Genomic DNA, 25,506 nt, shown 5'->3' with positions numbered 1-25,506 from the left:
CCACCCCGTGACCGACTCCACCGCAAGGCACTTGAGAGAGGCCAGACGATGATTCTCCAGCGCATCGGGAACAAGGGCATCCGGCTCGGAACGCTCTTCGAACGGGCTGCCGCGAAGCACCCGACGAACGTCGTGATCCTCGATCACGACCTGGACATAGCCCCCTCACTGGGGCGCCGCGCGACCGTGGCCGAGGTCGCCGACCTGATCGACGACATGGCCTCGCGGCTCTGGGCCGCCGACGTCCGCCCCAGCCGCCGCGTCGTCGTCTACAAGTCCGACGGCTTCGACATCACGCTGCTGGCCTGCGCGGTGGCCCGCATCGGCGCCGTACCGGTGCTGCTGTCGCCGAAGCTCGACGGTGAGACCGTCGCCGAACTCGTACGCCGCACCGATCAGCCCTACCTGATCACCGACCAGAACAAGCTGGAGACCGAGCTGCCCGCCTCGGTCTTCGCGGAGGCCTCGCAGGTGCTGCTGACCTCCGGCAGCTACCAGCAGGCCACCGAACTGGCCTCGCTGGCCGGCGCCCCCCGGGTCCCCGCCGTCACCATGCCGCCCGAGCACCCCACCCTGATCACCCACACCTCGGGCACCACCGGCACCCCGAAGCTGGCCGTGCACACCGGAGCCACCCTGCAGGCCCGCTACCGCCCGCAGGCGACGATCACCAGGCCGCTGCTCCCGGGCCGCGAGACGATCGCCATGCACGTCTCCTTCGTCCATTCGCGGCTGATCACGGCCCTCGCCATCTCCCTCTTCCGCGGCTTCCCCATCGTCGTCCTCGCCGACTCCGACCCCAAGCACGCCGCCGACCTCTTCGCCCGGCTGCGTCCCGGCATCCTGGAGGCCCACCCGAACTCCTTCATGGAGTGGGAGGAACTCGCGGACGACCCGCGCGGCCCCCTGGCCAACGTGAAGCTCTTCAGCAGCACCTTCGACGCCATCCACCCGCGCACCGTGCAGCGGCTGCTCGCCGCCACCAAGCGCAAGGGCGCCGTCTTCGGCCAGCTCTACGGGCAGAGCGAGATCGGTCCCGCCGTCGCCCGCTCCTTCTCCAAGCGCCGCGGGCTCGATGCCGACGGCCGCTGCGTGGGCATGCCCTTCCCCGGCATGACCGACGTCCGCGTCGTCAGCCGCAACGGCCTGCCGCCGTCCGAGACCAACCCCGGCTTCATCGAGGTCAGGAGCGACGGCCGGATCGTCACCTACCTCGGCGAGCAGGAACGTTACGACAAGCAGGTCAACGACGGCTGGTGGCGCATGGGCGACGTCGGCTACCGCACCAAGTGGGGCTGCGTGCACCTGCTGGACCGCGAGGTCGACCTGATCGAGGGCTTCGGCTCCACCCTCGCCGCCGAGGACACCCTCTTCACCCGGCTGGAGGAGCTCGCCGAGGTCATCATCATCCCCGACGAGACCGGCCGCGCCGTCCCCGTCGTCTGCACCAAGGACGACAAGCCGCTCGACCCGGAGGCCTGGAAGGCCGCCACCGCCGGCCTCCCCCCGATGGCCGAGCCCGTCCAGTGGCGCCAGTCCGACCTGCCGCAGACGGCCACCACCAAGATCAAGCGGCTGGAGCTCGCCCGGCTGCTCACCGCCGGCGCCCCCTCCCCCGCCGGCATTGAGGAGAAGGTCTGATGTCGAAGCTGATCATCGTCGGCGGCGGAATCGGCGGGCTGGCCACGGCCCTCGCGGTCGCCCGGCAGGGCCACCGGGTCCTGGTCCTCGAACGCGCCCCCGAGTTCGCCGAGATCGGCGCCGGCATCCAGCTCGCCCCCAACGGCCTGCACGCGCTCGACCGCCTCGGCCTCGGCGACGCCGTCCGCTCCACCGCCGTACGGATGGACGCTCTGCGGTTCATGGACGGGGTCACCGGCGAGCACGTGGTCAGCATGGACCTGACCGAGCGCTACCGCGAGCGGTTCGGCAACCCGTACGCCGTCGTCCACCGCGCCGAGCTGCACACCACGCTGCTGGAGGCCTGCCGGGCCGAGGAAGCGGTCGAACTGCGCAGCGCCGCCGGCGCCGCCGGCTACGAACAGGACGCGAACGGCGTCACCGTCGTCCTGGAGAACGGCGACCGCATCACCGGCGACGCCCTGATCGGCGCCGACGGCATCCACTCCGCGATCCGCGCCCAGCTCGTCGGCGACGGGGCTCCCCGCAACTCCGGGATCACCGTCTACCGCGCCGTCATCCCGATGGAGCAGGTCCCCGTGGAGCTGCGCCACCTGACCTCCGTGACCTGGTGGACCGGGCCGGGCTGCCACTTCGTGCACTACCCGATCGCCGGCGGCAAGTACCTCAACCTCGCGGCCAGCAGCGACAACAAGGCGGCCGAGACGCACGCCGGACTCCCCGCCACCCAGGGCGACATCCGCCGCGAGTTCGCCTCCCTCGGCGAGGACGCGCAGCGCCTGCTCGCCCTCGGCGAGGGCTGGAAGTCCTGGGTGCTCGTCGACCGCGACCCGGTCGACACCTGGACCGACGGCCGGGTCGCCCTCCTCGGCGACGCCGCCCACCCGATGCTGCACTACGTGGCGCAGGGCGCCTGCCAGGGCCTGGAGGACGCCGTGATCCTCGGCGACCTGCTCGACTGCTCCACCGGGGAACTCCCGCAGCGCTTCGAGAAGTTCAACGCGGACCGGCGCGAGCGCACCGGCCGGATCCAGCTCCTCGCCCGCGAGAGCATCAAGCTCTGGCACACCTCCGGCTCCGCTGCCACCGACCGCAACGCCGCCCTGTCCGCCCTCACCCCCGACCAGCTCCACGACTACGTGGCCTGGATGCACGGCGCCCGCACGACCGACGAGGCCACCGACGCGGCCACCGACCCGCAGGGAGTCCAGCGATGAGCGGCAACCAGGGGCGGATCCAGGTGGCCATCATCGGCGCCGGACCGCGCGGCCTGTCCGTACTGGAGCGCCTGTGCGCCAACGAACGGCGCAGCCCGGCCCACAGCGCGGTCACCGTCCACGTGGTGGACCCCTCGGCTCCCGGCGCCGGCCAGGTCTGGCGCCCCGACCAGTCCCAGCACCTGCTGATGAACACGGTCGCCTCGCAGATCACCGTCTACACCGACGACAGCGTCCGCACCGAGGGCCCGATCGAGCCCGGCCCCAGCCTGTACGAGTGGGCCCAGGACATCGCCGGGAGCGGCGACGCGGACGCGGCCACCCTCGCGGAGGCCCGCCGCCTGGGACCGAACACCTACCCCACCCGCGCCTTCTACGGCAGCTACCTGCGCGCCACCTTCGAGCGCGTCGTCCAGGGCGCCCCGGACCACGTCACGGTCGAGGTGCACCGCTCCCGCGCCGTGGCCATGGCCGACACCCACGGCACGCCCGGCGGCAAGCAGGGCGTCCGGCTGGAGGACGGCACGCGCCTCAACAAGCTCGACGCCATCGTGATGGCGCAGGGCCACGTACCCGCCCGGCTGACCCCCCGCGAGGCGAAGACCGCGAGCCTCGCCCGGATCCACCACCTCACCTACATCACGCCCGCCAACCCCGCCGACCTGGACCTGAAGACGGTGAAGCCCGGCGAGAACGTCCTGCTGCGCGGCCTCGGGCTGAACTTCTTCGACCACATGGCGCTCTTCACCGCCGGCCGCGGCGGCGCCTTCGTCCGCGGTGAGGACGGCCGCCTGTCCTACCGGCCTTCGGGCAACGAGCCGGTGCTGTACGCCAGTTCCCGGCGCAGCATCCCCTACCACGCCCGCGGCGAGAACGAGAAGGGCGCGTACGGCCGCCACCTGCCGCGGCTGCTCACCCCCGAGGCCATCGCCGGCCTGCGGGCCCGCTCCCGGGGCGGCGAGGGCATCAGCTTCTCCGCGGACCTGTGGCCGCTGATCTCCCGCGAGACGGAGAGCGTCTACTACGGCACCCTGCTGGAGACCCGGGGCCGCGGCGCCGAGCGGGAGGGCTTCACCACCCGCTTCCTGTCGCTGGAGGACGAGGAGGACCGGGCCTCCCTGCTGGACGTCTACGGCATCGAGGAGGAGCAGCGCTGGAACTGGGAGAAGCTCTCCCGCCCCTACGGCGACCGGGAGTTCACCAGCCGCGAGGACTTCCGGCGGTGGCTCGTCGCCTACCTGGAGCAGGACGTCGCGCAGGCCCGGGCCGGCAATCTCAGCGGTCCCCTGAAGGCCGCCCTGGACGTCATGCGCGACCTGCGCAACGAGATCCGCCTCGCCGTGGACCACGGCGGTCTGGACGGCGACTCGCACCGCGACGACCTGGAGGGCTGGTACACCCCGCTGAACGCCTTCCTCTCCATCGGCCCGCCGGCCTCCCGCATCGAGGAGATGATCGCCCTGATCGAGGCGGGGGTGCTGGTCCTGACCGGTCCGGGCACCGAGATCCGCGTCGACACCGCCGCCGGCGACCAGGCCACCTTCCTCGCCCGCTCCCGCACCGTCCCGGGCCCGGTGGTCCGCGCCACCGTGCTGATCGAGGCCCGCCTGCCCGAGCCGGACCTGCGGCGCACCGACGACCCGCTGCTGCGCCACCTGCTCGACACCGAGCAGTGCACCACGTACCGGATCGCCGGATCCGACGGCACCAGCTACGAGTCGGGGGGCCTCGCCGTCACCGAGCGCCCGTACCGGCTGCTCGACGCCCGCGGCCGCGCCCACCCGCGCCGCTTCGCGTACGGGGTGCCCACGGAGTCCGTGCACTGGGTCACCGCGGCCGGCATCCGCCCGGGCGTCGACTCGGTCACCCTCGGGGACTCCGACGCGATAGCCCGCTCCGTCCTGGCCCTCCCGGCCGCGACCACCGTCCCCTCCGGGGTCGCCCCGCTGCCGGCCGAGACCGACCTGACCGGGGTCCTGGTATGAGCTCCCTGCCCCGCCAGGACCTCCTGACCGACGCGGGACTGCTCTCGCCGGTACGCGCCGGGACCCCCGCCGAGGAGGCCGTGTCCGACCTGGCCTGGCTCCAGGCCATGCTCGACGCGGAGGCCGCCCTGGCCCGGGCCCAGGCGGCGCTCGGCACCCTTCCGAAGGAGGCCGCAGACACCATCACCCGGGCGGCCCGCGCCGACCGGCTCGACCTGCGGGCCCTCGCCCTGGCCGCCCGGGAGACCGCGAACCCGGTGGTCGGCCTGGTGCAGGCGCTGACCCGGGTGGTGGCCGAGGAGGACCCGCGGGCCGCCGAGTACGTGCACCGCGGCTCCACCAGCCAGGACATCCTCGACACCGGCGCCATGCTGGTCGCCGACCGCACGCTGCGGCTCGTCCGGGCCGACCTGGGGCGCACCGCGGCCGCGCTGGGCCGGCTGGCCGGCGAGCACCGGGACACGGCGATGGCGGGGCGGACCCTCGCCCTCCAGGCCGTGCCCACCACCTTCGGGCTGAAGGCGGCCGGCTGGCGGCAGCTGGTGCTGGACGCGGACGAGCGGCTGGCCCGGGTCCAGGAGGGCGGCCTGCCGGTGTCGCTCGGCGGGGCGGCCGGCACGCTGGCCGGATACCTGGAGTACGCCCGCCTCGACGACGCCGGCGGCCGGCCCGAGCCCGGCGTGTACCTGGACCGGCTGGAGGAGGCCTTCGCCGCCGAGACCGGACTCGCCCGGCCCGCCCTGCCCTGGCACGTACTGCGCACGCCGGTGGCCGACCTCGCCGCGGCCCTCGCCTTCACCGCGGGCGCCCTCGGCAAGATCGCCGTCGACGTGCAGAACCTGTCCCGCACCGAGGTCGCCGAGGTCGCCGAACCCGCCGTGGCCGGCCGCGGCAGCTCCTCGGCCATGCCCCACAAGCGCAACCCGGTCCTGAGCACCCTGCTGCGCAGCGCCGCCCTCCAAGTGCCGGTGCTGGCCACCGGGCTGGTGCAGTGCCTGGTCTCCGAGGACGAGCGCTCGGCCGGTGCCTGGCACGCCGAGTGGCAGCTGCTGCGCGAATGCCTGCGCCTCGCCGGGGGCGCCGCCCACACCGCGGTCGAACTCGCCGAGGGCCTGGAGGCGCGGCCCGGGCGGATGCACGCCAACCTGCTGCTGACCGGCAGCCGGATCGTCTCCGAGCGGATCGCGGCCGTGCTCGCACCGCAGTTGGGCAAGGCGGCGGCGAAGCAGCTGCTGACCCGGGTGTCGGCCGCGGCCGAGGAGAGCGGGCGCCCGCTGCACGAACTGCTCGCCGGGGAACCGGTACTCGACGGGTACTGGAGCACGGAGGAGCTGGTGGCGCTGTGCGACCCGGCGACGTACACCGGCGGCGCGGGCGCGCTCGTGGACCGGGCGCTGACTCGGGGGGTCCGACCCATTGAGTAGTACTGAACTGAACTGTATAGTTCAGAAAGTCGAGCCACCCGAGTAGAAAGCCGAGGAGCCATGACGCCGCCCGCACGGCCCGCCACCGGACGCTGGATCGAGGACTGGGACCCGGAGAACGAGGAGTTCTGGCAGCGCTCCGGCAAGCGGACCGCCCGCCGCAACCTGATCCTCTCGGTCCTCTCCGAGCACATCGGCTTCTCCGTGTGGAGCATGTGGTCGGTCCTGGTGCTCTTCATGTCACCCGCGATCGGCCTGGGCTTCACCCCCTCGCAGAAGTTCCTGCTCGTCGTCGTTCCCACCCTCGTCGGCGCGGCCCTGCGCCTGCCCTACAGCTACGCGGTCACCCGCTTCGGCGGCCGCAACTGGACCGTGTTCGCCTCGGCGGTCCTGCTCGTCCCCACCCTCGCCGCCTTCTTCTTCGTGCAGCGCCCGGGCACCCCGCTGTGGGTGTTCCTGCTGATCGGCGCGGCGGGCGGCGTCGGGGGCGGGAACTTCGCCTCCTCGATGACCAACATCACCGCCCTGTTCCCGCAGCGCCTGCAGGGCTGGGCCCTCGGCATCAACGCGGGCGGCGGGAACCTCGGGGTCGCCGCGGTCCAGCTGATCGGCCTGCTGGTGATCGCCACCGCGGGCAGCACCCACCCCGCGTACGTCATCGCCGTCTACCTCCCGCTGATCGCCCTGGCCTCGCTGCTCGCGGCGCTGAAGATGGACAACTTCACCGCCGTGCGCAGCGCGCCGGGTGCCCAGCGCGAGGCCGCCCGCAACCCGCACACCTGGTGGATCTCCCTGCTCTACGTCGGCACCTTCGGCTCGTTCATCGGCTACGGCTTCGCCTTCGGCCTGGTCCTGCAGAGCCAGTTCGGCGCCACCCCGCTCCAGTCCGCCTCCCACACCTTCCTCGGGCCGCTGCTCGGCTCGCTGTTCCGGCCGGTGGGCGGGCTGCTGGCCGACCGGTGGGGCGGGGCGCGGGTCACCCTCGTGACGTTCTACGCGATGGCCGCGGGGACCGGGGTACTGCTGGTGGCCTCCGCTCAGGGCTCGTACGGGCTGTTCATCGCCGGCTTCACCGCCCTGTTCGTGCTGACCGGCACGGGCAACGGCTCGACCTACAAGATGATCCCCGCCGCCTTCGCCCGGCAGGCGCAGGACGCGGTCACCTCGGGCCACGACGCGGCCGAGGCCTTCGCCCGGGCCCGCAGGCTCTCCGGCGCGGTGATCGGCATCGCGGGCGCGGTCGGCGCGCTCGGCGGAGTCGGCGTCAACCTGGCCTTCCGCAGCGCCTACAGCGGCCCCTCGGCCTCCGGTGAGCCCGCCTTCCTCGCCTTCCTCGGCTTCTACCTGGTGTGCGTACTGGTCACCTGGGCGGTCTACCTGCGCCGGCGTCCGGGCGGGTCCGCCGCCGCGGACGCCGCGCCGGTCCGTGCGGAGGCCTCCCGTGTCTGAGCACGCCGAGACCACCGCCGCCGTCGCGCTCGCCGGCGCCGAGGTCACCGCGGTCGCCGAGGTCTCCACCCACTGCCCCTACTGCGCGCTCCAGTGCGGCACCCGGCTCGCCCACGGCGGGGGCCGCACGACGGTCCGGCCCGCGCAGTTCCCGGTGAACCAGGGCGGGCTGTGCCAGAAGGGCTGGACGGCGCCCGCGCTGCTCGACACCCCCGGACGCCTGACGCAGCCCCTGGTGCGCGGCTCCGACGGCCGACTCGCCCCCGCCACCTGGGAGGCGGCCCTCGACACGATCGCCGGCCGGCTGCGGGAGATCCGCGCCGCGCACGGACCGGACGCGGTCGGCGTGTTCGGCGGAGGCGGGCTCACCAACGAAAAGGCCTACCAGCTGGGCAAGTTCGCCCGGGTCGCGCTCGGCACCAGCCAGATCGACTACAACGGCCGGTTCTGCATGTCCTCCGCGGCCGCCGCCGGCATGGCCGCCTTCGGACTCGACCGGGGCCTGCCCTTCCCCGTCACCGACCTCGGGTCCGCCGAGGTGATCCTGCTCGCCGGAGCCAACCCGGCCGAGACGATGCCGCCGCTGATGCGCCACCTGAACGGCGCGCAGCTGATCGTCATCGACCCGCGCCGCACCCCGACCGCCGAGACCGCCGCCCTGCACCTCCAGCCGGCCCCCGGCACCGACCTCGCGCTCGCCCTGGGCCTGCTGCACCTCGCCGTCACCGAGGGCCACACCGACCACGGCTACCTGAACAAGCGGACCACCGGCTTCGAGGCCGCCTGGAAGCGGGCCGCCGCCTGGTGGCCCGAGCGGGTGGAGCGCGTCACCGGGGTCCCCGTCGCCGAGATGCGCGAGGCCGTACGGCTGCTGGCGGGCGCGCAGCGGGCGTACGTCCTGACCGGGCGCGGCGCCGAACAGCACAGCAAGGGCACCGACACGGTCGCCGCCTTCATCAACCTCGCCCTCACCCTCGGCCTGCCCGGCCGCGAGGGCAGCGGCTACGGCTGCCTCACCGGCCAGGGCAACGGCCAGGGCGGCCGCGAACACGGCCAGAAGGCCGACCAGCTGCCCGGCTACCGGATGCTGGCCGATCCCGCCGCACGCGCCCATGTCGCCGCCGTGTGGGGGGTGTCGCCGGACGAGCTGCCGGGCCCCGGGCGCAGCGCGTACGAACTCCTCGACGCGCTCGGCACGGACGGCGGCCCGCGCGCCCTGCTCGTCTTCGGCTCGAACCCGGTCGTCTCCGCGCCCCGCGCCGCCCGGATCGCCGACCGGCTGAAGTCGCTGGACCTGCTGGTCGTCGCCGACTTCGTGCCCTCGGAGACCGCCGAACTGGCCGACGTCGTCCTGCCCGTCACCCAGTGGGCGGAGGAGGAGGGCACCATGACCAACCTGGAGGGCAGGGTGCTGCGGCGGCGCCGGCTGCTGGCACCGCCCGGCGAGGCCCGCAGCGACCTGGACGTGCTGCACGGCATCGCCGTCCGGCTCGGCCAGGACCCCGGCCGCTTCCCGACCGTGCCCCGCGAGGTCTTCGAGGAGCTGCGCCGGGCCTCGCGCGGAGGAAAGGCCGACTACTCCGGCATCAGCTACGAACGGCTCGACGCGGGCGAGGCCCTGCACTGGCCGTGCCCCGACACGGCGGAGGGCGAGGACGCCCACCCGGGCACGCCCCGCCTGTTCCTCGACGGCTTCGCGCACCCGGACGGGCTGGCCCGCTTCGCCGAGGTCGAGCACCGCGACGCCGCCGAGACCCCCGACGCGGACTTCCCGCTGTACGCCACGACCGGCCGGGTGCTCGCCCACTACCAGTCGGGCGCGCAGACCCGCCGGGTGCCGGAGCTGACCGCGGCCGCGCCGGAGGCCTTCGTCGAGGTGCACCCGGACACCGCGGAGCGGCACGGGCTGCGCGAGGGGGCCGCGGCCCGGGTGGTCTCGGCGCGCGGCGCCATGCTCGCCCGGGTCCGCCTGGTCGGCTCGCTGCGTACGGACACGGTGTTCCTGCCGTTCCACTTCGCCGGGGCCGGCCGGGCCAACCTGATCACCGGTGCCGCCCTGGACCCGCGCAGCAGGATGCCGGAGTTCAAGGTCTGCGCGGTGCGGATAGAGCCGGCGGAGGCCGGACTGTGAACGCGGGCGAGGTACTGGTCGTCGGCGGCGGACCGGCCGCCCACCGGTTCGTGGAACGGCTGCACCACCACGGCCACCGCGGCCCGGTCACCGTCCTCGGGGCCGAGCCGCAGGCCCCGTACCACCGGGTGCTGCTCGGCTCCGTACTGGACGGCACCCTGGGCCCGGACGCCCTCGCCCTGCCCGCACTGCCCCCCGGGACGCGCCTGCGCACCGGGGTCACCGTGACCCGCATCGACCGCGCCCGGCGGCGCGTGCACACCGCCGACGGCTCCGTGCACCGGTACGACACGCTGGTGCTGGCCACCGGGTCCCGGCCGGCCGTCCCCCGGATCCCCGGACTGGCCCGGGTGCCGTCCCCGCAGGAGGGGGTGGCGGCCCCGCGGACCCTCGCCGATGTCGCCCGTCTGAGCGCCCAGGAGCCGAGCCGGGCGGTGGTGCTGGGCGCCGGGATGCTCGGGGTGGAGGCGGCCGCCGCGCTGCGCCGGGCGGGCCACGAGGTGGCCCTCGTCCACCGCGGTCCGCATCCGCTGGACCGGCACCTGGACACCACCGGGGGCCCGCTCCTGACCCGGCGCCTGCAGGAGCTCGGGGTGGAGGTCCACACCGGGCGGGAGGCGGCCGGGTACTGCTCCGGCAAGCTCACCCTCGACGACGGGCGGGTGCTGGCGGCCGACCTGCTGCTGCTGTGCACCGGCACCGTCCCGGAGACCTCACTCGCCCGCCGGGCCGGGCTCACCGTCCGCTCCGGCGTGGTGGTGGACGACCTGCTGCGCACCGACGACCCGCGCATCCACGCCATCGGCGACTGCGCCGAGCACCCCGCCGACACCGCCGGGCACCTCGAACCGGCGTGGGCGCAGGCGGAGTCGCTGGCCCGGCAGCTGGCCGGCGACCCGGCGCCCCACCCCGGGACCCGGCACATCGCCCGGCTGCGGGTGCCCGGCCTCGACCTGGTCCGGCTGGGAGGTGGCGCGGCGCCCGCGGCGGGCTCGGAGGTGGTCTCCTTCGCCGACGCGGCGCGCGGCCGGTACGCCCGGCTGACCCTGGCCGACGGGCGGATCACCGGGGCGGTGCTGCTCGGACTGCCGCGGGCCGTCGCCGCCGTGAGCCGGCTCTACGAACAGGACCTGCCGGTGCCGTCCGGGCGGCTGGAGTTCCTGCTCGGCATCGCGCCGGCCGCCGCCGGGAGCGACGAACTGCCCGGCGACGCGGTGGTCTGCCGCTGCAACACCGTCACCAAGCACACCATCACCGAAGCCTGCCGGGCCGGCGCCGCCGATGTGGCGCAGATCGCCGCGGCGACCCGGGCCACCACCGGCTGCGGCGGCTGCACGGACGCCGTGCGCGCGCTGTGCGGCGCCGCGGCCCGCACCGAAGGGAGCAGCACCTCGTGAACCGCACACGGCGCACTCTGGTCGTCGCCGGATACGGCATGGCCGCGCACCGCCTCGTGGAGGAGCTGCGCTCCCTCGACGCCGCGGGAGCCTGGCGGATCGTCGTCCTGGCGGAGGAGCGCCACCCCGCGTACGACCGGGTCGCGCTCTCCTCGTACCTCGACGGCAGGAGCGCGGCCGACCTGACCCTGGCGGCCCCCGGCTTCCTGGACGACCCGCTGCTCGACCTGCGGCTGAGCACCCCGGTGGCCTCGGTGGACCGGGCGGCGCGCTCGGTGGTCACCGCCTCCGGCGAGGTGGTGGGCTACGACGCCCTGGTGCTGGCCACCGGCTCGCGGCCGTTCGTCCCGCCGGTGCCGGGGCACGACCTGCCGGGCTGCCATGTGTACCGCTGCCTCGACGACCTCGACGCGATCCGCGAGGCCGCCGTACCGGGCCGCCCCGGCGTGGTGATCGGCGGCGGCCTGCTGGGCCTGGAGGCGGCGAACGCGCTGCGGCTGCTCGGCATGGAGCCGCACGTGGTGGAGCTCGCCCCGCGGCTGATGCCCGTACAGGTGGACGCGGCCGGCGGTGGGGTGCTCGGGCGGCGCGTCGAGGAGCAGGGGCTGAGGGTTCACTGCGGTACGGCGACGGCGGCGGTCGAGGCGGGACCGGACGGCCGGGCCGCCGCGGTGGCCCTGGCCGACGGTACGTCCCTGGAGGCGGCCGTGGTGGTGTTCTCGGCGGGGGTGCGGCCCCGGGACGAACTGGCCGGTCCGGCGGGCCTGGCCACGGGCGGGCGCGGCGGATTCCTGGTGGACGGGCTGTGCCGGACCGGGGACGAGCGGATCTGGGCGATCGGCGAGTGCGCGGCGGTGGAAGGGCGCTGCCACGGGCTGGCGGCGCCGGGCTACCGGATGGCCTCCTCGGTCGCCCGGCAGCTGCTGGACCTGCCCGCGGAGCCGTTCGGGGAGGCGGACCTGTCGACCCGGCTGAAGCTGCTCGGGGTGGAGGTGGCGAGCTTCGGCGACGCCCAGGCGAGCAGCGAGGGGGCGGTGGAGCTGAGCCGCCTGGACGAGGCGGCGGGCACGTACGCGAAGCTGGTGCTGGCCGCGGACTGCCACACCCTGCTCGGCGGGATCCTGGTCGGCGACGCCCGCGCCTACGGCGAGATACGGCCGTTCGTGGGCCGTGGCCTGCCGGCCGCGGGACACCGGCTGCTGGCTCCCGCGACATGAAGGGGCCGCCCGCCGGGGCGTGGGGTTCCCGGAGGGCGGCTCGTGGAGCGGGTCGGTGCGCTGCGTCAGACGGTTTCGAGGGTGCGGCCCTCGGCCTCCGGCGAAGCGCCGGCGCGGGCGGCTTCGGCGCGCGCGGCCTTGGCCGCCCTGGCCTTGCGGGAACTGGAGAACCGGCGGGTGATCGGCGCCTCCACCCAGGCGTACAGCGCCCAGGCCAGCAGGACGGCGACGACGATCTGGCCGGCGATCAGCGCGATGCCGACCGGCGTCGAGAACAGCTGGTCGCCCAGGAGGGAGCGGGAGTACGCCAACACGATGTAGTGCAGCAGGTAGAAGGCGAAGGAGATCTCGCCGAGCCAGATCATGAACCGGCTCTTGAACGGCGTCGGCTTGCCCTCGGCGTCCCTGGAGGCGACGGCCGCGATCAGCAGCACGATCGGGATGAGCGTGACCGAGCGCTGGCCGTACAGGTGCGGCACGTACATGGCGACGGCGTAGCTGACGGCCAGCAGCAGCGCCGACCAGGTCATGCCGATGTTGCGCCAGCGGCCCGCCATCACGGCGCGCGCGACCAGGATGCCGAGGGCGAAGTCCAGCAGCCGGACGGGCGGCAGGACGTACGCGAACCAGTACTGCACCGTCGAGGTGCCCTCGGCGCCGGGCATCTGCATGCCGGTGTTCTCGATGACCGCATAGGTCAGCGTCGGGGTGAGGAGGACGGCGGCCACGACACCGGCGATCCAGTACTTCAGCCGGGCCGGCGCGATCTTCTTGACCAGCAGGAACAGCACCGGGAACGAGAGGTAGAAGACCGCCTCCGCGCCGAGGGACCAGCTCGGCGGGTCCACGCTGAAGTTGGTGGCGAAGTCGGGCACCCACACCTGGAGCATGAGCAGGTTGACCACGGCCTGCCAGGGCTTCGTCATGACGGCCGCGAAGGTGACCAGGGCGAGCGCCCAGGTGATCACGTAGTTCGGGTAGATCTTGACGAAGCGGCGGCGCCAGAAGGCCCGCATCGTGTCCTGGTCCCGGGCCGACCAGGTCAGGACGAAGCCGCTGAGCACGAAGAAGAACGTGACGCCGAGGGCGCCCGCCTGCGAGGCGTACTTCGCGAAGGCGTTGTTGGCCGAGTCCTCCTGGAACAGCCTGATCCACGGGACGCCGAGGGAGGCGTGGAAGAAGAAGACCAGCAGGGCCGCGGGGAAGCGCAGACCGGTCAGGGAGTCGAGCCTGGGCGCTCTCGCGGGTCTGGAAGTGCCCGTTCCGTTCATGGGCATGACAAAGATGCTCCTTGGTGAGTGACGGGATGCGTGCGGAATCGAGGGACGGGATGAGCAGGGCGGGCCCGGTCCGGGGCGCTGTGCACGCCCCGGACCGGACCCACCGGGCCTTGCGGCGGGAAGGGACTCAGTCGCGGATGACGGTCTTGGTCCGCATCAGGAACTCGCCGAGGTAGCCGTCGTGCGGAACCCCCGGACGGATCCAGTACGTCGGGTGGTCGCCGAGGTAGACGTTGCTGATGGTGGGCTCCGCGATCAGCTCGTCGATCAGCGCCTCGTCGTCCGTGAAGGCCGTCAGCACCAGGGAGTTGCGCAGCGGCCCGATCCCGTCGGCCGGCGACCACGGGGCCACCCACACGCAGGGGAAGGGCAGCTCGATGCCGGCCTGTTCGGCGTCCGGCCGCTCCAGCTGGTGCACGGCCGGGCGCAGCACGGCGCTGCCGTCGCCGAGCTCCTCGACGATGCCGTCGCCGCCGAGGTGTGCCGTGGTCCCCGCCGCCTTGGCGAGCAGGAACTTCTCGATGGCCCGCGCCCCCTCCACCGGCTGCACCGCGAGGACGGCCTTCTCGTCCTCCGGGGGCAGGCTGGGGATGGTGGCGAGCCGCTCGGCGATGGCCTGCGCGAGCGGGGCCGGGTCGCCGTCGACGAGCACGGTGGTGGCGTTGATGCAGGCCACACCACCCTGGTGGCTGATGGAGTCCACGATGGTGTCGAGGTGGTCGCGCCAGTCGACGCCGGCGGGGATCAGCATCTTGGAGCGGCCGGGGCCCTGCGGGAGCACGTTGGTGCCCGCGTACTTGCGCACGACGTCGTCGCCGCCGTAGACGAGGCCGAAGTCGGCGCTGCGCAGGATCTCGTCCGCCGCGTCGTAGTCCGTGGGCAGCAGCACGACCTGGTCGTTGCCGAAGCCCGCGGCCCGCAGCGCCGAGATCAGCCGGTGCGGGGTGAAGGGCTCACGGCGCGAGGGCCGTACGGCGACCCGGTAGCCGAGCGCGAGGGCCTCGACCCACAGGGAGTGCGGTCCGGGGTGGTTGCCGGCCGCGTGCACCGCGAACACGTCGCCGCGACGGGTCCACACCGCGCTGCCGTTCCGGGTGCCGTCGGCACGCCAGTCCTCCACCGCGCCGGCCGGCCGCGCCTGGTAGGCGGCGAACCGGGACAGCTCGGTGGCCTCGATGATGGCGGCGGTCGCGGCCCGTACGACACCGAGCGGCACCCCGGAGACCCGGGCGACCGTGCGCTCGTACTCCGCGAACGACAGGCCGTCGATGGTCTCCTCGGCGAAGATCTTCCCGGCCCGGGCCAGTGCGGCGGTCCGCTCGTCGAGCGGGAGCGTGCGGGCCTTGCGCAGGGCGTCCATCGCCCGGGTCACGAACAGCTTGGGAACCAGGCTGAGTTCGGCGGCCGGGGCGCCCGTCACATCGGTGACGGTCATCCGCTTGCGCGCGCGGAAGGGTCCGGCCGGCCCGAGCGCGTCCAGCGTGATCAGACCGGCGCTCCCGGCGCTCATTAGTAGACCCCTTCGATGACGGTCTCGTTGTCGAACTCCTGGACCGGGGCGATGTCCGCCACGGAGTCGCCGATCTGCCAGACGCCCTCGGGCGCGGGCACGCGGGTCGCGTAGTCGCGCTCCAGGTTGTTCGGCATGAACAGGCTCTTGCTGACGTGGTGCATCACGACCTGGCCGCGCTCGCCGTACGGGACGGTCAGGCGCGTCTCGGGGTCGACCACGTCGAAGACCATGTGCGGGGAGAAGGGGTCGTAGATGCACGGGTCGTCGTCGGTCAGGCCCGGGCGCTCGCTCGCGTTGCCGAGGATCATCGTGGAGCCGTAGCCGCTGTAGAGGTGCGCCTTGGGGAAGACCTCGGTGCGGTACAGGTAGCGGGTGTCGGCGTCCATCTGGGTGCCGACCCAGTTGATCGCCTTGACCTTGTCGTCGATGAGCTTGGCGAGGTCCTCGCGGCGCGCGAGCCGCTCCAGGACCGGCGGGGTGCACATCAGGACGCCGATGTCCTGCGTCTGGAGCAGGAAGGCCACCTGGTCGACGATGTGCTCCGCGTAGGCGCCCGCCTCCGCGGTCTTGCCCTCGGAGATGAGCTTCTTGACCCAGCGCGGGTCGAGGTCGACGGTGAAGGCGAGGCCGCCGCGGAAGGCGGTCTGGCGCTTGATCACGTCACCGACCATGTGCGGGCCGGTCGGGGCGACGACGAGCCAGTTCACGTTCTGCGGAACGCCGTGGCGGTCCAGCTGCGCGCTGCTCCAGGCGAGCAGCCGGTCCAGCCACTCCTGGAGCAGGACGATGCGCTTGGGGGCGCCGGTCGTGCCGCCGCTCTCGTAGACGCCCACGACCTCGGGGTGCTCCCCGTAGCCGCGCGGTATGAGGTCCTCGGCGCGTACGTGGCGCAGTTCGTTCGCGAGGTTCGGGAACTTGGCCAGGTCGGCGAATCCGCCGACGTCGGTCAGCGGGTCGAATCCGAGGCTTCCCGCGCGTTCCAGCCAGAACGGCGAACCCGTTTCCGGGGAGAAATGCCAGCGCAGGGCGGCGCGCAGGAATTCGTCGGGGTCCGGCTGGGTGTCGAGTGGAAATTCCAGCAAGGGATCAACGGTGGACACAATGCTCCTTCCGGGTACGGGGTAACGCCGTACTCTTCGCATCGTGCGGGGAGTCCCGTGATCGGGTCCACGCCCTTCCGATGAGTACGTCAACTGTCTGTGTCAGGTCAGCTGGATCCCGACGGTCCGGTTCACGCCACCGCCTTGCGGGAGTTCGTCGAGAATCATTCCGAAGTGGGTGCGGTAAGCGGCCAGAACCGCCTCCTCGCCGTCGAGTTTCTCGATCGTTCGGACTCCGCCCTCGACCCTGACCAGGCGGTTGTTCTTGAGCGTGACCCGGCCGTCGGCGAGCGGCATGGAGCAGAACAGCTCCTGGAGGAACGGGGAGTCGGGGCTGGTGCGCCACCACCACAGGGTGGGGCCGAAGTCGTCGAGGCGGCAGGGCCGGTCGTCGAGCCGGTACAGCGGCCTGCCGTCGAGCTCCACGTCGTGGCCGCCACCCTGTGCGGGGCTGACCCGGTACTCCCCGTGCGGGTCCCGCTGCACGTCAGAGGTGGTGAGGTGGAGCGGATGACGGCTGTTGCGGCCGAATCCGGCGTCCACCAGCCAGGGCTCGCCGCCGACGGTCACGCGCAGCGCCAGATGGCACATCGCCGGCCCCAGGCCGTCCGGCCGGTACACCCGGCCCGGCAGGATCTCGACGGCGTACCCGAGGGAGGCCAGCAGGACGGCGAAGGCCGAGTTCACCTCGTAGCAGCCGCCGCCGCGGCGCCCGCGCACGATCTTGTCGACGACCTGCTCGCCGAGGTGGATCGTCCGGTCCAGGTGGTAGTCGATGTTTTCGAAGGGCACCGACAGGACATGGCGCTCCTGGAGGTGGCGCAGCCCTTCGAGATCCGCCGTGTCCGGCTTCTTCGCGCCGATCCTGTCGAGGTATTCGGCCACTTCCGCTTCGTCCAGCATCGCATTCTCCCTGACGATTCGAACCCGGCAGCGTACGCCGAATGAAAACACGGCACCGGCCCGCTTCCGGCCCGAGCTGACGGACAACCGGACACCTGACACAGTGCACTCCCCTTTGTTGCCGCCCTCTTGCGCGGTAACCAGCATCGGATGGTCCAGAGTCATCCGACGCGGCGCATTCGGTTCGAATGGGCAACACCGTGGAGTCGGCGTGACTGACCGCCCGTCGATGACGATGGAGTACTCACGGCCATGTCCCTCTCCGCCGCCACCAGCCCCTCGCCGGAAAACGAGACCGGAATCGAGACCGACGGCCCGGCCGCAGGCGCAGCCGCGGCCGGAGCCGGGACCGTGCTGGTCCACACCGGCGCCGGCGTGGTCGCCGGGCAGCGCGCCGGACGGCTGTCCGTCTTCCGCGGAGTCCCGTACGCCGCCCCGCCCGTCGGCAGGCTTCGCTTCGCCTCGCCGCGCCCGCCCGTCCCGTGGAGCGGCGTACGCGACGCCACCGCCTTCGCTCCCGAGTCGCTCCAGCCGATCATCCCCGGCAGCGGCGAGGACTCCCTCTACGCCAACGTGTGGACGCCCGCCACCGACGGCAGCCGGCCGGTGCTCGTCTACATCCACGGCGGCGGCTGGATGGTCGGCGGCGGCAGCCTGCCCGTCTACGACGGCGCCCGCCTCGCCGACCGCGGCGACCTGGTCGTCATCACCTTCAACTACCGGCTCGGCGCCCTCGGTTTCGGCCTGCACGAGGAACTCGCCGACCCGGAGACCGGCGACTTCGCCAACTGGGGCCTCCAGGACCAGGCGGCCCTGCTGCGCTGGGTCCACGCGAACGCGGCGGCCTTCGGCGGCGACCCCGGCAACATCACCGTTGCGGGCACCTCGGCGGGCGGCGCGAGCACCTGGCAGCTCGCGCTCCTGCCCGAACTGGGCCACATCATCCGCCGCATCGTCCCCATCAGCGCCTGCCACGTGTGGGACCCCTCCACCTCGCTGACCCCCGCCGACTCCCGCCAGGCGTACGAGCTGCTCGCGCGCCGGTTCGCAACGACGGTGCCGGGACTGCGCGAGGTGCCCGCCTCCGCGCTGATGGAGGCCTGGGAGGAGCTGTTCGGCGGGCTGCCCGGCGAGCGCGCGGTGGGCAGCGGACGCGAGTTCCGCGGGCCGGTCGTCGACGGCCGCTGGATGAGCGCATTCGACTGGGAACTGCCCACGCCCGACGTGCCGGTCCTGGCCGTGCACACCCGGACCGAGGGCTCCTTCTACACCGGCCCGTGCCCGCCGCAGCCCACCCCGACCCCGCCGCCCACCGACGCGGCCGAGCTGCGGGAGGCCGTCCGGGGCGTGCTGGAGAAGGGCATGGCCAAGGTCTCGTACGAGCTCGTCGACGCCTGCATCACCGCCTACCGCGAGGCGGCCGAGGCCGACGGGCTGCCGCAGGACCCGCTGTCGCTGTGGACGGAGATCTGGGGCGACGCGCTGTTCCGCTACCAGATCATGCGGCTCTCGGAGCGGCACGCCCGCCAGGGCCGCTCCCCCCAGTGGGTCATGGAGTTCGCCCAGCCCGTCCGGGCCCCGCACCACGGCACCCCGCACGAGGCGACCTCGCCGTTCCTCTTCGGCACGTACGCCGACACCGCCGCGATCGCCGCGACCTACCCGATCCCGGAGAGCACGCCCCTCTTCCACGACGGACCGCAGGAGCGCGCCGTCTCCGAGACCTTCATGGACCTGGTGGCCGCCTTCGCCCGCGACGGCGTGCCCGCCGGTCCCGGTGCCCCCGAGTGGCCGGTCTTCGATCCCGAGCGGCCCAGCACCCTGGTGCTCGGAGGTGAGCGGATCGCACGGACCGCCACCACGTCGAAGCTCCGGCAGCTGCGGTTCTGGGACGAGTCCGGCTGGGTCCCCCGCCCCTGACCTGCTCCGACGGCCGCCCCGACGGCAAACCCGACGCGGCGGCCGCACCCGCCCCCAGAGACACGAATGAGGTTCTTGCCATGGCAACCCTGGAAACAACCGCCGAGACCGCCGCAGAACAGGAGGTGGCGGAGCGGACCCCGCTGAAGGCCTGGTTCGCCGTCGTCTCCGTCGCGGTCGGCATCTTCACCCTGGTCACCGCCGAGCAGCTGCCGATCGGCCTGCTCACCTCCGTCGGCTCCGCCCTGCACGTCTCCGAGGGCACCGCCGGACTCATGGTGACGGTGCCCGGCCTCGTCGCCGCGCTGTCCGCGCCGCTGATCCCGGTGCTCGTCGGCCGCCTGGACCGGCGCTTCCTGCTGGTCGGCCTGATGACCGTGATGGCGGTCGCCAACCTGGTCACCGTCCTCGCGCCCAACTTCGGCGTGCTGCTCGCCTCGCGTGTGCTCGTCGGCATCACCATCGGCGGCTTCTGGGCCATCGCGGGCGGTCTCGCCTTCCGCCTGGTCCAGCCCGCGGCGATCCCCCGGGCGACCGCGCTCATCTTCGGCGGCGTCGCCGCCGCCAACGTCCTCGGCGTGCCCACCGGCACCCTGATCGGCGGGCTGGCCGGCTGGCGCACCGCGTTCGCCACGCTCGGCGTCCTCGCCTTCGCGGTGCTCGTCGCCCTGCTGGCCCTGCTGCCGGCGCTGCCCGCCACCGCCCCCGTCGGCGTGCGCGAGCTGATCGGCCAGTTCGCCAACCGCGGCGTGCGGGCCGGCATCATCGCCACCGCCCTCATCGTCACCGGCCACCTGGCCGCGTACACCTACGTCAGCCCGATGCTCCAGCAGGTCTCCGGCATCGACGAGGACCTGATCAGCGTCCTGCTGCTGGGCTTCGGCGTCGCCGGCATCATCGGCAACTTCGTCGCCGGCGCGGCCGTCGCGAAGAACCTGGGCCGCACCATGGCCGTCATCATCGTCGCCCTGGCCGCCGCGATGCTGCTCTTCCCGCTGCTCGGCAAGACCCAGGCCGGCGGCATCGCGCTGCTGGTCCTGTGGGGCCTGGCCTTCGGCGGTGTCTCCGTCAGCCTGCAGACCTGGATGCTGAAGTCCGCGCCCGACGCGATGGAGGCCGCCTCCGCGCTGTGGGTGTCCGTCTTCAACCTCGCCATCGCGCTCGGCGCGCTCGTCGGCGGCCTGATCGTCGACCAGGTGGAGCTGATCACCGTGGCCTGGCTGGGCGGGGTCGTGGTCCTGCTCACCGCGCTCACCCTCCCGAGCCTGCGCAGCTCCGGCAAGGCCACCCGGTGAGCACCCCGTTACCGAAAGGAACCGCTGTGACCAGCCCCGACTTTTCCGCCCTCGGAGCAGAGCTGCGCGGCCCGCTGCTGCTGCCCGGCACCGACGCCTACAAGGAGGAGACGCTCGGCTTCAACCGGATCCTGCCGGACAGCCGGCCCGCCGCCGTGGTCGTGGCCGACGGCACCGCCGACATCCTCGCCACCGTGCGCTTCGCCACCCGCCACGGCATCGCCGTCGCGGTCCAGGCGACCGGCCACGGCGTCTCGCTGCCCGCCGACGGAGCCGTACTGATCAACACCCGCAACCTCAAGGGCGTACGGATCGACCCGCGCGGGCGCACCGCCCGCGTCGAGCCCGGCGTCCAGTGGAGCCGGGTCATCGAGGAGGCCGCCGCCTTCGGCCTGGCACCGCTCAACGGCGCCTCCCCCGGGGTCGGCGTGGTCTCGTACACCCTCGGCGGCGGCCTCGGCCCGCTGGGCCGCTCGTACGGCTACTCCGCCGACCACGTCAAGAACATCGACCTGGTCACCGCGGACGGCGAACTGCGGCACGTCTCGCCCGAGGAGCACCCGGACCTGTTCTGGGCGCTGCGCGGCGGCAAGGGCAACTTCGGCGTGGTCACCTCCCTTGAGATCGGCCTCTTCCCGGTGGCCCGGCTCTACGGCGGCGGCCTGTTCCTGCCCGGCGAGCACATCGACACGATCCTGCGCACCTGGCGGGACTGGACGCGGACGGTCCCCGACCAGATGCAGTCCTCCATCGCCGTGATGCGCTTCCCCGACATCGACGTGCTCCCGGAGCCGGTCCGCGGCCGCTTCCTCGCGCACATCCGGATCGCGTTCAACGGCTCGAACGAGGAGGGCGAGGCGCTGGTGCGCCCGCTGCGCGAGATCGCCGAGCCGGTGCTCGACACCGTCGCGGACATGCCGTACACGCGGGTCGCCGAGATCAACATGGACCCGACGGTGCCGTTCGTCTACTACGAGCGCTCCACCCGCATCCGCGAGCTCGACGACGCGGCGATCGACACCCTGCTGCCGCTGATCAAGGAGGGCGCCGATGCCGTACGCCCCGGCATCGAACTGCGCCACCTCGGCGGGGCGCTGGGCCGGCAGCCCGAGCACGCCAACGCCCTGCCGCACCGCGAGACCGCGTACACGCTGTTCGCCGGCGCCCCCGTGTGGCCCGAACACATCCAGGACGTGCGGGAGTTCCAGGAGCGGCTGATCGAGACGATGGAGCCCTGGCGCATCGGCGGCCCGTTCCTGAGCTTCATCAGCGCCCTGGAGAGCTCCCCGCAGCACCTGAAGTCGGCGTACGACGAGGAGACGTACGCCCGGCTCGTCACGGTCAAGGACGCGTACGACCCGCAGAACGTGTTCCGCGTGAACCACAACATCCCGCCCACCGGATGGCAGTCCCGATGACACAGGAGACGAAGAAGAACATGTTCAGCGAAGCGATGGTGGACGCGTACCTGGAGCGCATCGGCGCGCGCCGGCCCGAGCGGGCCGACCTGCACGCGCTGCGGCACCTGCAGGAGCGGCACGTGCTGTCGGTTCCGTTCGAGAACATCGACTACCACGTCGAGGGCGCCGAGCTGGGCCTCGAACAGGACTTCCTCTACGACAAGATCGTCACGCGCCGGCGCGGCGGCGGTTGCTACGAGCTGAACCCGTCCTTCGGGCACCTGCTGGAGGCGCTCGGCTTCTCCGTGGAGATCCTGGCCGGCCAGGTCTTCCTCGGCGGCGCCTTCGGCGCCCCGCTGTGCCACCTGGCGCTGCGGGTGCGGCTGGACGGGCAGGACTGGCTGGTCGACGCCGGCTTCGGCAAGAACAGCCGCTTCCCGCTGCAGATCGACTCGGCCGAGGTGCAGAAGGACCCGCACGGGGACTACCGGGTGGTCCGGACCGAGGACGGCTTCGTCCAGGTCGAGCTGAACGGGAACATCCAGTACCGGCTGGACGAACGGCCGGTGCGGATCGGCGACTTCCACCCGACCCTGTGGTGGTACCGCACGGCGCCGGACTCGGTGTTCCTGCACAACCTCATCTGCTCGATCCAGAACGAGTCCGGCCGGGTCACGGTCAACGGCCGGGAACTGACGCGCACGGACGCCGGCGGCACCACGACGGTCGAACTGGCCGACGACGCCGCCCTGCGTGCCGCTTACGAGGAGCACTTCGGCATCGTCATCGACCCGGCCGCCATGCCGAAGCAGCCGGACATCGACCCGGCGATCCGCATCGTCATGCAGATCGACTGACCCTTTCCTTTATCTCTTCCATTCCCTGCGGAAATCCCCGCACCGGACGGTGCGGGGATTTCCGCATTTCTACCCCCGTGGGCGACCTGACGAATCGACAACTGGCCCATACCTCCACGGAAAAAGGGGCGGCATCATGGAAGGGAAAGCCGCCCCCATTCCCTTTCAAGGAGAGAATCACATGCTGAAGAGCACCCGTCTCAAGGTCGCCGTATTCGCCGGTGTCGCCGCGCTGGCCACCGCGACGGCCGTCACGGGTCCGGCGTCCGCGGCCGTCGAGGGCGGCAGCGGCTGCTACACCCTCCCGGGCAGCTGGAAGGTGGTCGACGACAACACCCACGACACCTTCCTCGGCAGCTACTACGGCAGCGCGACCGCCACTTCCGGCGTCGTCAACTTCACCTCGCCGAACAACACCACGACCGCCTCGCACGGCGAGTGGAAGCAGACCGGCTGCGGCACCTACTCCGACACCGACACCGCCTTCCTGATCGGCACGGACGGCAAGGCCAACTCCACGATCACCTTCAAGGCCAACATCACGGTGACGGGCCGCAACACCGCCAACTTCGACTTCGCCTTCCAGATCAACAACCTGGACGGCACGTTCGTCACCGGTGGCGCCTCCACCGGCAAGGCCACCCGCATCGCCGTCCAGCCGCGCTAGGCCTCCTCGCCCCTCCCCCCTTCCCCAGCGCCCGTACGGGCCCGGCTCCCCCCGCCGGGCCCGTACGGCTGTTTCGGCGTGGACGCGCGGCTGCGCGGCGCGTGGCGCGGCGCGCGGACGGGAACGCGAGCGGGGCCCGTCACCAGGTGACGGGCCCCGCAGCGGCCAGTGTCCGGGATCAGGCCGGTTCGGGCGCGGGCAGCGCCGCGACGACCATCTTGACCTCGTCCTGCGTCAGCTCGATGCCGAACTGCTCCGCCAGGAGGCCGGCCACCTCCTCGTCCACGATGGACCGGACCTCGACCGTGCCGTCCGCCCGGGTCAGCGTGAGCTTGCGGTGGTTGAGGTTGAGCCGCCAGCCCTCCGCGATCCGCTCCAGGAACACCCGCCCGGTGAAGGGCGAGCTGGAGTGGGTGGAGATGAAGTAGTTGGCGACCACGCAGTCGATGTGGTGGTGCGCCTCGGTGGCGTACCAGTACAGCGGGAACCAGTCGTCCTCCCGCTTCAGCGAGAGCACCCACTCCTTGTCCGAGCCCTCGACCCGGGCCAGCCGGTACACCCAGCCGCCCTGGTCGCGGACGATGCCGTCGGAGACGGGGATCGGCTCCAGGGGGCCCTCGTCGCCGAAGCCGACGTCCGCGAGGTACGTCTCGTCGCCGACGGCCACGCTCAGTACGAGGTGGGTGCGCGGCAGCGGCTTGGGCGCGTCCAGGAGCGGCCGGGCGTAGAGGCGGGTGACCTCGTACCCGAGCCGCTCCAGCAGGACCGCGAACAGCATGTTGTGCTCGTAGCAGTACCCGCCGCGGCTGCTGCGCAGGAGCTTGGACTGCATGGCGTCCATGTCGAGGTCGATGCCCCGGCCCAGCAGGATGTCGAGGTTCTCGAACGGAATGGCCAGGGCGTGCGCACGGTGCAGCCGGCGCAGGGTCTCCGCGTCCGGCTGCAGCGGCCCGGTGATGCCCAGGCGGTCGAGGTACGCCTGGACGTCGAGGCGGTCGGCCTGCCACTGGGCGGCGCTGCCGATGGGCTTCACGCTCAGCCCTTCTTCTCGCTGTCGAGCATGGCCATGCCCTCGGCGTCGAAGCGCGTACCGGCGACCTCCTCGGCGGGCACCGCGCGCTCGATCTCGGCGATGTCCTCGGCGGTCAGCTCCAGGGAGAGGGCGCCCAGCGCCTCGGTGAGCTGCTCGCGGCGGCGGGAGCCGACGACGGGCACGATGTCGACGCCCTGGGCCATGGCCCAGCCGATGGCGAGCTGCGAGGTGGTCACGCCCTTGGCCTCGGCCACCTTGCCCAGGGCCGCGACCAGCTGGAGGTTGCGGTCGAGGTTCTCGCCGCTGAAGCGGGGGAAGCTGCTGCGGCCGTCGTCGGTCGCGGTGGCGCGCTGGTGGTTCCAGCGGCCCGACAGCAGGCCGCGGGCGAGGACCCCGTACGCGGTGATCGCGGTGCCGAGCTCGCGCGCCGTCGGCAGGATCTCGTCCTCGATGGAGCGGGACAGCAGCGAGTACTCGATCTGGAGGTCCGCGATGGGGTGCACGGCGGAGGCGCGGCGCAGGGTCTCGGCGCCGATCTCGGACAGGCCGATGTGGCGGACCCAGCCGGCCTCGATGCACTCCTTGATGGCGCCGATGGTCTCCTCGATCGGCACGTTCGGGTCGAGGCGCGCCGGACGGTAGACGTCGACGTAGTCGGTGCCGAGCCGCTGGAGGGTCTGGGCGAGGGAGTTCTTGACCGCCTCGGGGCGGTTGTCGACGCCGAGGATGCCGCCGGCCGGGTCGCGCAGGACGCCGAACTTGACGCTGAGCGTGAGCTGCTCGCGGTCGTGGGTCTGCAGCACCTCGCGCAGGAGGAGCTCGTTGTGGCCGCTGCCGTAGAAGTCGCCGGTGTCGAGGAGGGTGATGCCCGCGTCGATGGCGGCGTGGGCGGTGGCGACTCCCTCGGCCCGGTCGGCGGGGCCGTAGAAGTCGGACATGGACATCAGGCCGAGGCCGAGAGCGGAAACCTCAGGGCCGGCCGAACCAAGTGATCGCAGCTGAGTCATATGGTCCAGCATTGGGCAGCACACCGGCCCTCAAAAGATATTCCCGGTGGCTGTGTCAGGTTCCGGATGG

At 72.8% G+C, this 25,506-nt stretch carries 19 protein-coding genes; 13 read left to right on the top strand and 6 right to left on the bottom strand.

Going from position 1 to position 25,506, the window contains the following annotated elements:
- Positions 1–48 precede the first annotated feature (48 nt).
- From AC0666_RS08185 to AC0666_RS08150, 8 genes are read left to right on the top strand one after another with little or no spacing between them, the layout of a single operon-like run.
- Positions 49–1,641 carry a class I adenylate-forming enzyme family protein gene (locus tag AC0666_RS08185; RefSeq protein ID WP_468583127.1) on the top strand — a complete coding sequence of 531 codons (1,593 nt, stop codon included), beginning with the start codon at positions 49–51 and terminating at the stop codon, positions 1,639–1,641.
- On the top strand, positions 1,641–2,858 hold the full coding sequence (locus AC0666_RS08180) for an FAD-dependent oxidoreductase (RefSeq protein WP_468965863.1): 1,218 nt from the start codon (positions 1,641–1,643) through the stop codon (positions 2,856–2,858). Before AC0666_RS08185 ends, AC0666_RS08180 begins: the two co-directional genes overlap by 1 nt.
- Positions 2,855–4,843 (top strand): FAD/NAD(P)-binding protein, encoded by a 1,989-nt coding sequence (locus AC0666_RS08175; protein ID WP_478707284.1) that lies wholly within the window; start codon positions 2,855–2,857, stop codon positions 4,841–4,843. The genes AC0666_RS08180 and AC0666_RS08175 overlap by 4 nt, the downstream gene beginning before the upstream one ends.
- Positions 4,840–6,267 (top strand): nitrosuccinate lyase, encoded by a 1,428-nt coding sequence (locus tag AC0666_RS08170; RefSeq protein ID WP_468965869.1) that lies wholly within the window; start codon positions 4,840–4,842, stop codon positions 6,265–6,267. The genes AC0666_RS08175 and AC0666_RS08170 overlap by 4 nt, the downstream gene beginning before the upstream one ends.
- Before the next feature lie 60 nt (positions 6,268–6,327).
- Entirely contained in the window at positions 6,328–7,716 is a 1,389-nt protein-coding gene (locus tag AC0666_RS08165; protein ID WP_468965872.1) for an MFS transporter, read from the top strand.
- Positions 7,709–9,847, top strand: a complete 2,139-nt coding sequence (locus AC0666_RS08160) for a molybdopterin oxidoreductase family protein (protein ID WP_478707283.1) — start codon at positions 7,709–7,711, stop codon at positions 9,845–9,847. The genes AC0666_RS08165 and AC0666_RS08160 overlap by 8 nt, the downstream gene beginning before the upstream one ends.
- Positions 9,844–11,244, top strand: coding sequence for an FAD-dependent oxidoreductase (locus tag AC0666_RS08155; RefSeq protein WP_468965878.1), 1,401 nt, complete (start codon positions 9,844–9,846; stop codon positions 11,242–11,244). The genes AC0666_RS08160 and AC0666_RS08155 overlap by 4 nt, the downstream gene beginning before the upstream one ends.
- Positions 11,241–12,461 carry an FAD-dependent oxidoreductase gene (locus AC0666_RS08150; RefSeq protein WP_468965881.1) on the top strand — a complete coding sequence of 407 codons (1,221 nt, stop codon included), beginning with the start codon at positions 11,241–11,243 and terminating at the stop codon, positions 12,459–12,461. The genes AC0666_RS08155 and AC0666_RS08150 overlap by 4 nt, the downstream gene beginning before the upstream one ends.
- 65 nt (positions 12,462–12,526) lie before the next feature.
- Here the strand turns inward: AC0666_RS08150 and AC0666_RS08145 are convergent, their stop codons facing one another.
- The 4 genes from AC0666_RS08145 to AC0666_RS08130 form a co-directional block, all read right to left on the bottom strand.
- A complete protein-coding gene (locus AC0666_RS08145; protein WP_361717369.1) occupies positions 12,527–13,738 on the bottom strand; it encodes an acyltransferase family protein in 1,212 nt (403 codons plus the stop codon).
- Between the two features lie 130 nt (positions 13,739–13,868).
- Positions 13,869–15,251, bottom strand: coding sequence for an aldehyde dehydrogenase family protein (locus AC0666_RS08140; protein ID WP_478707282.1), 1,383 nt, complete (start codon positions 15,249–15,251; stop codon positions 13,869–13,871).
- Complete coding sequence (locus tag AC0666_RS08135; RefSeq protein WP_478707281.1) at positions 15,251–16,354, bottom strand: phenylacetate--CoA ligase family protein; 1,104 nt, start codon at positions 16,352–16,354, stop codon at positions 15,251–15,253. Before AC0666_RS08135 ends, AC0666_RS08140 begins: the two co-directional genes overlap by 1 nt.
- Positions 16,355–16,456: 102 nt before the next feature.
- The gene (locus AC0666_RS08130; protein WP_478707280.1) at positions 16,457–17,257 is read right to left on the bottom strand and encodes an arylamine N-acetyltransferase family protein; all 801 of its coding nucleotides are present in this window, start codon (positions 17,255–17,257) and stop codon (positions 16,457–16,459) included.
- 252 nt (positions 17,258–17,509) lie between these two features.
- On the opposite strand from AC0666_RS08130, the gene AC0666_RS08125 reads away from it, so the two are divergent.
- The 5 genes from AC0666_RS08125 (at position 17,510) to AC0666_RS08105 (ending at position 23,396) form a co-directional block, all read left to right on the top strand.
- Entirely contained in the window at positions 17,510–19,177 is a 1,668-nt protein-coding gene (locus AC0666_RS08125) for a carboxylesterase family protein (RefSeq protein WP_468965891.1), read from the top strand.
- Between the two features lie 80 nt (positions 19,178–19,257).
- Positions 19,258–20,472: an MFS transporter gene (locus tag AC0666_RS08120; protein WP_478707279.1), complete on the top strand. Its 1,215-nt coding sequence runs from the start codon at positions 19,258–19,260 to the stop codon at positions 20,470–20,472.
- Positions 20,473–20,498: 26 nt separating this feature from the next.
- Positions 20,499–21,890 carry an FAD-binding oxidoreductase gene (locus AC0666_RS08115; RefSeq protein WP_361717387.1) on the top strand — a complete coding sequence of 464 codons (1,392 nt, stop codon included), beginning with the start codon at positions 20,499–20,501 and terminating at the stop codon, positions 21,888–21,890.
- Entirely contained in the window at positions 21,887–22,729 is an 843-nt protein-coding gene (locus AC0666_RS08110; RefSeq protein WP_468965895.1) for an arylamine N-acetyltransferase family protein, read from the top strand. The genes AC0666_RS08115 and AC0666_RS08110 overlap by 4 nt, the downstream gene beginning before the upstream one ends.
- A 181-nt stretch (positions 22,730–22,910) precedes the next feature.
- Positions 22,911–23,396: a hypothetical protein gene (locus AC0666_RS08105; protein ID WP_468965897.1), complete on the top strand. Its 486-nt coding sequence runs from the start codon at positions 22,911–22,913 to the stop codon at positions 23,394–23,396.
- A gap of 178 nt (positions 23,397–23,574) precedes the next feature.
- On the opposite strand, the gene AC0666_RS08100 is transcribed toward AC0666_RS08105, so the two are convergent.
- Together AC0666_RS08100 and AC0666_RS08095 are read right to left on the bottom strand one after the other, a co-directional pair.
- A complete protein-coding gene (locus AC0666_RS08100; RefSeq protein ID WP_468965900.1) occupies positions 23,575–24,429 on the bottom strand; it encodes an arylamine N-acetyltransferase family protein in 855 nt (284 codons plus the stop codon).
- Between the two features lie 2 nt (positions 24,430–24,431).
- Positions 24,432–25,436, bottom strand: a complete 1,005-nt coding sequence (locus AC0666_RS08095) for an aldo/keto reductase (protein ID WP_468583144.1) — start codon at positions 25,434–25,436, stop codon at positions 24,432–24,434.
- Positions 25,437–25,506: the final 70 nt, after the last annotated feature.

It is taken from the genome of Streptomyces sp. NPDC043680 (genome assembly GCF_056436685.1).
Note: the sequence above shows the minus strand (reverse complement) of the source record. Positions and strands in the feature narration are given on the sequence as shown.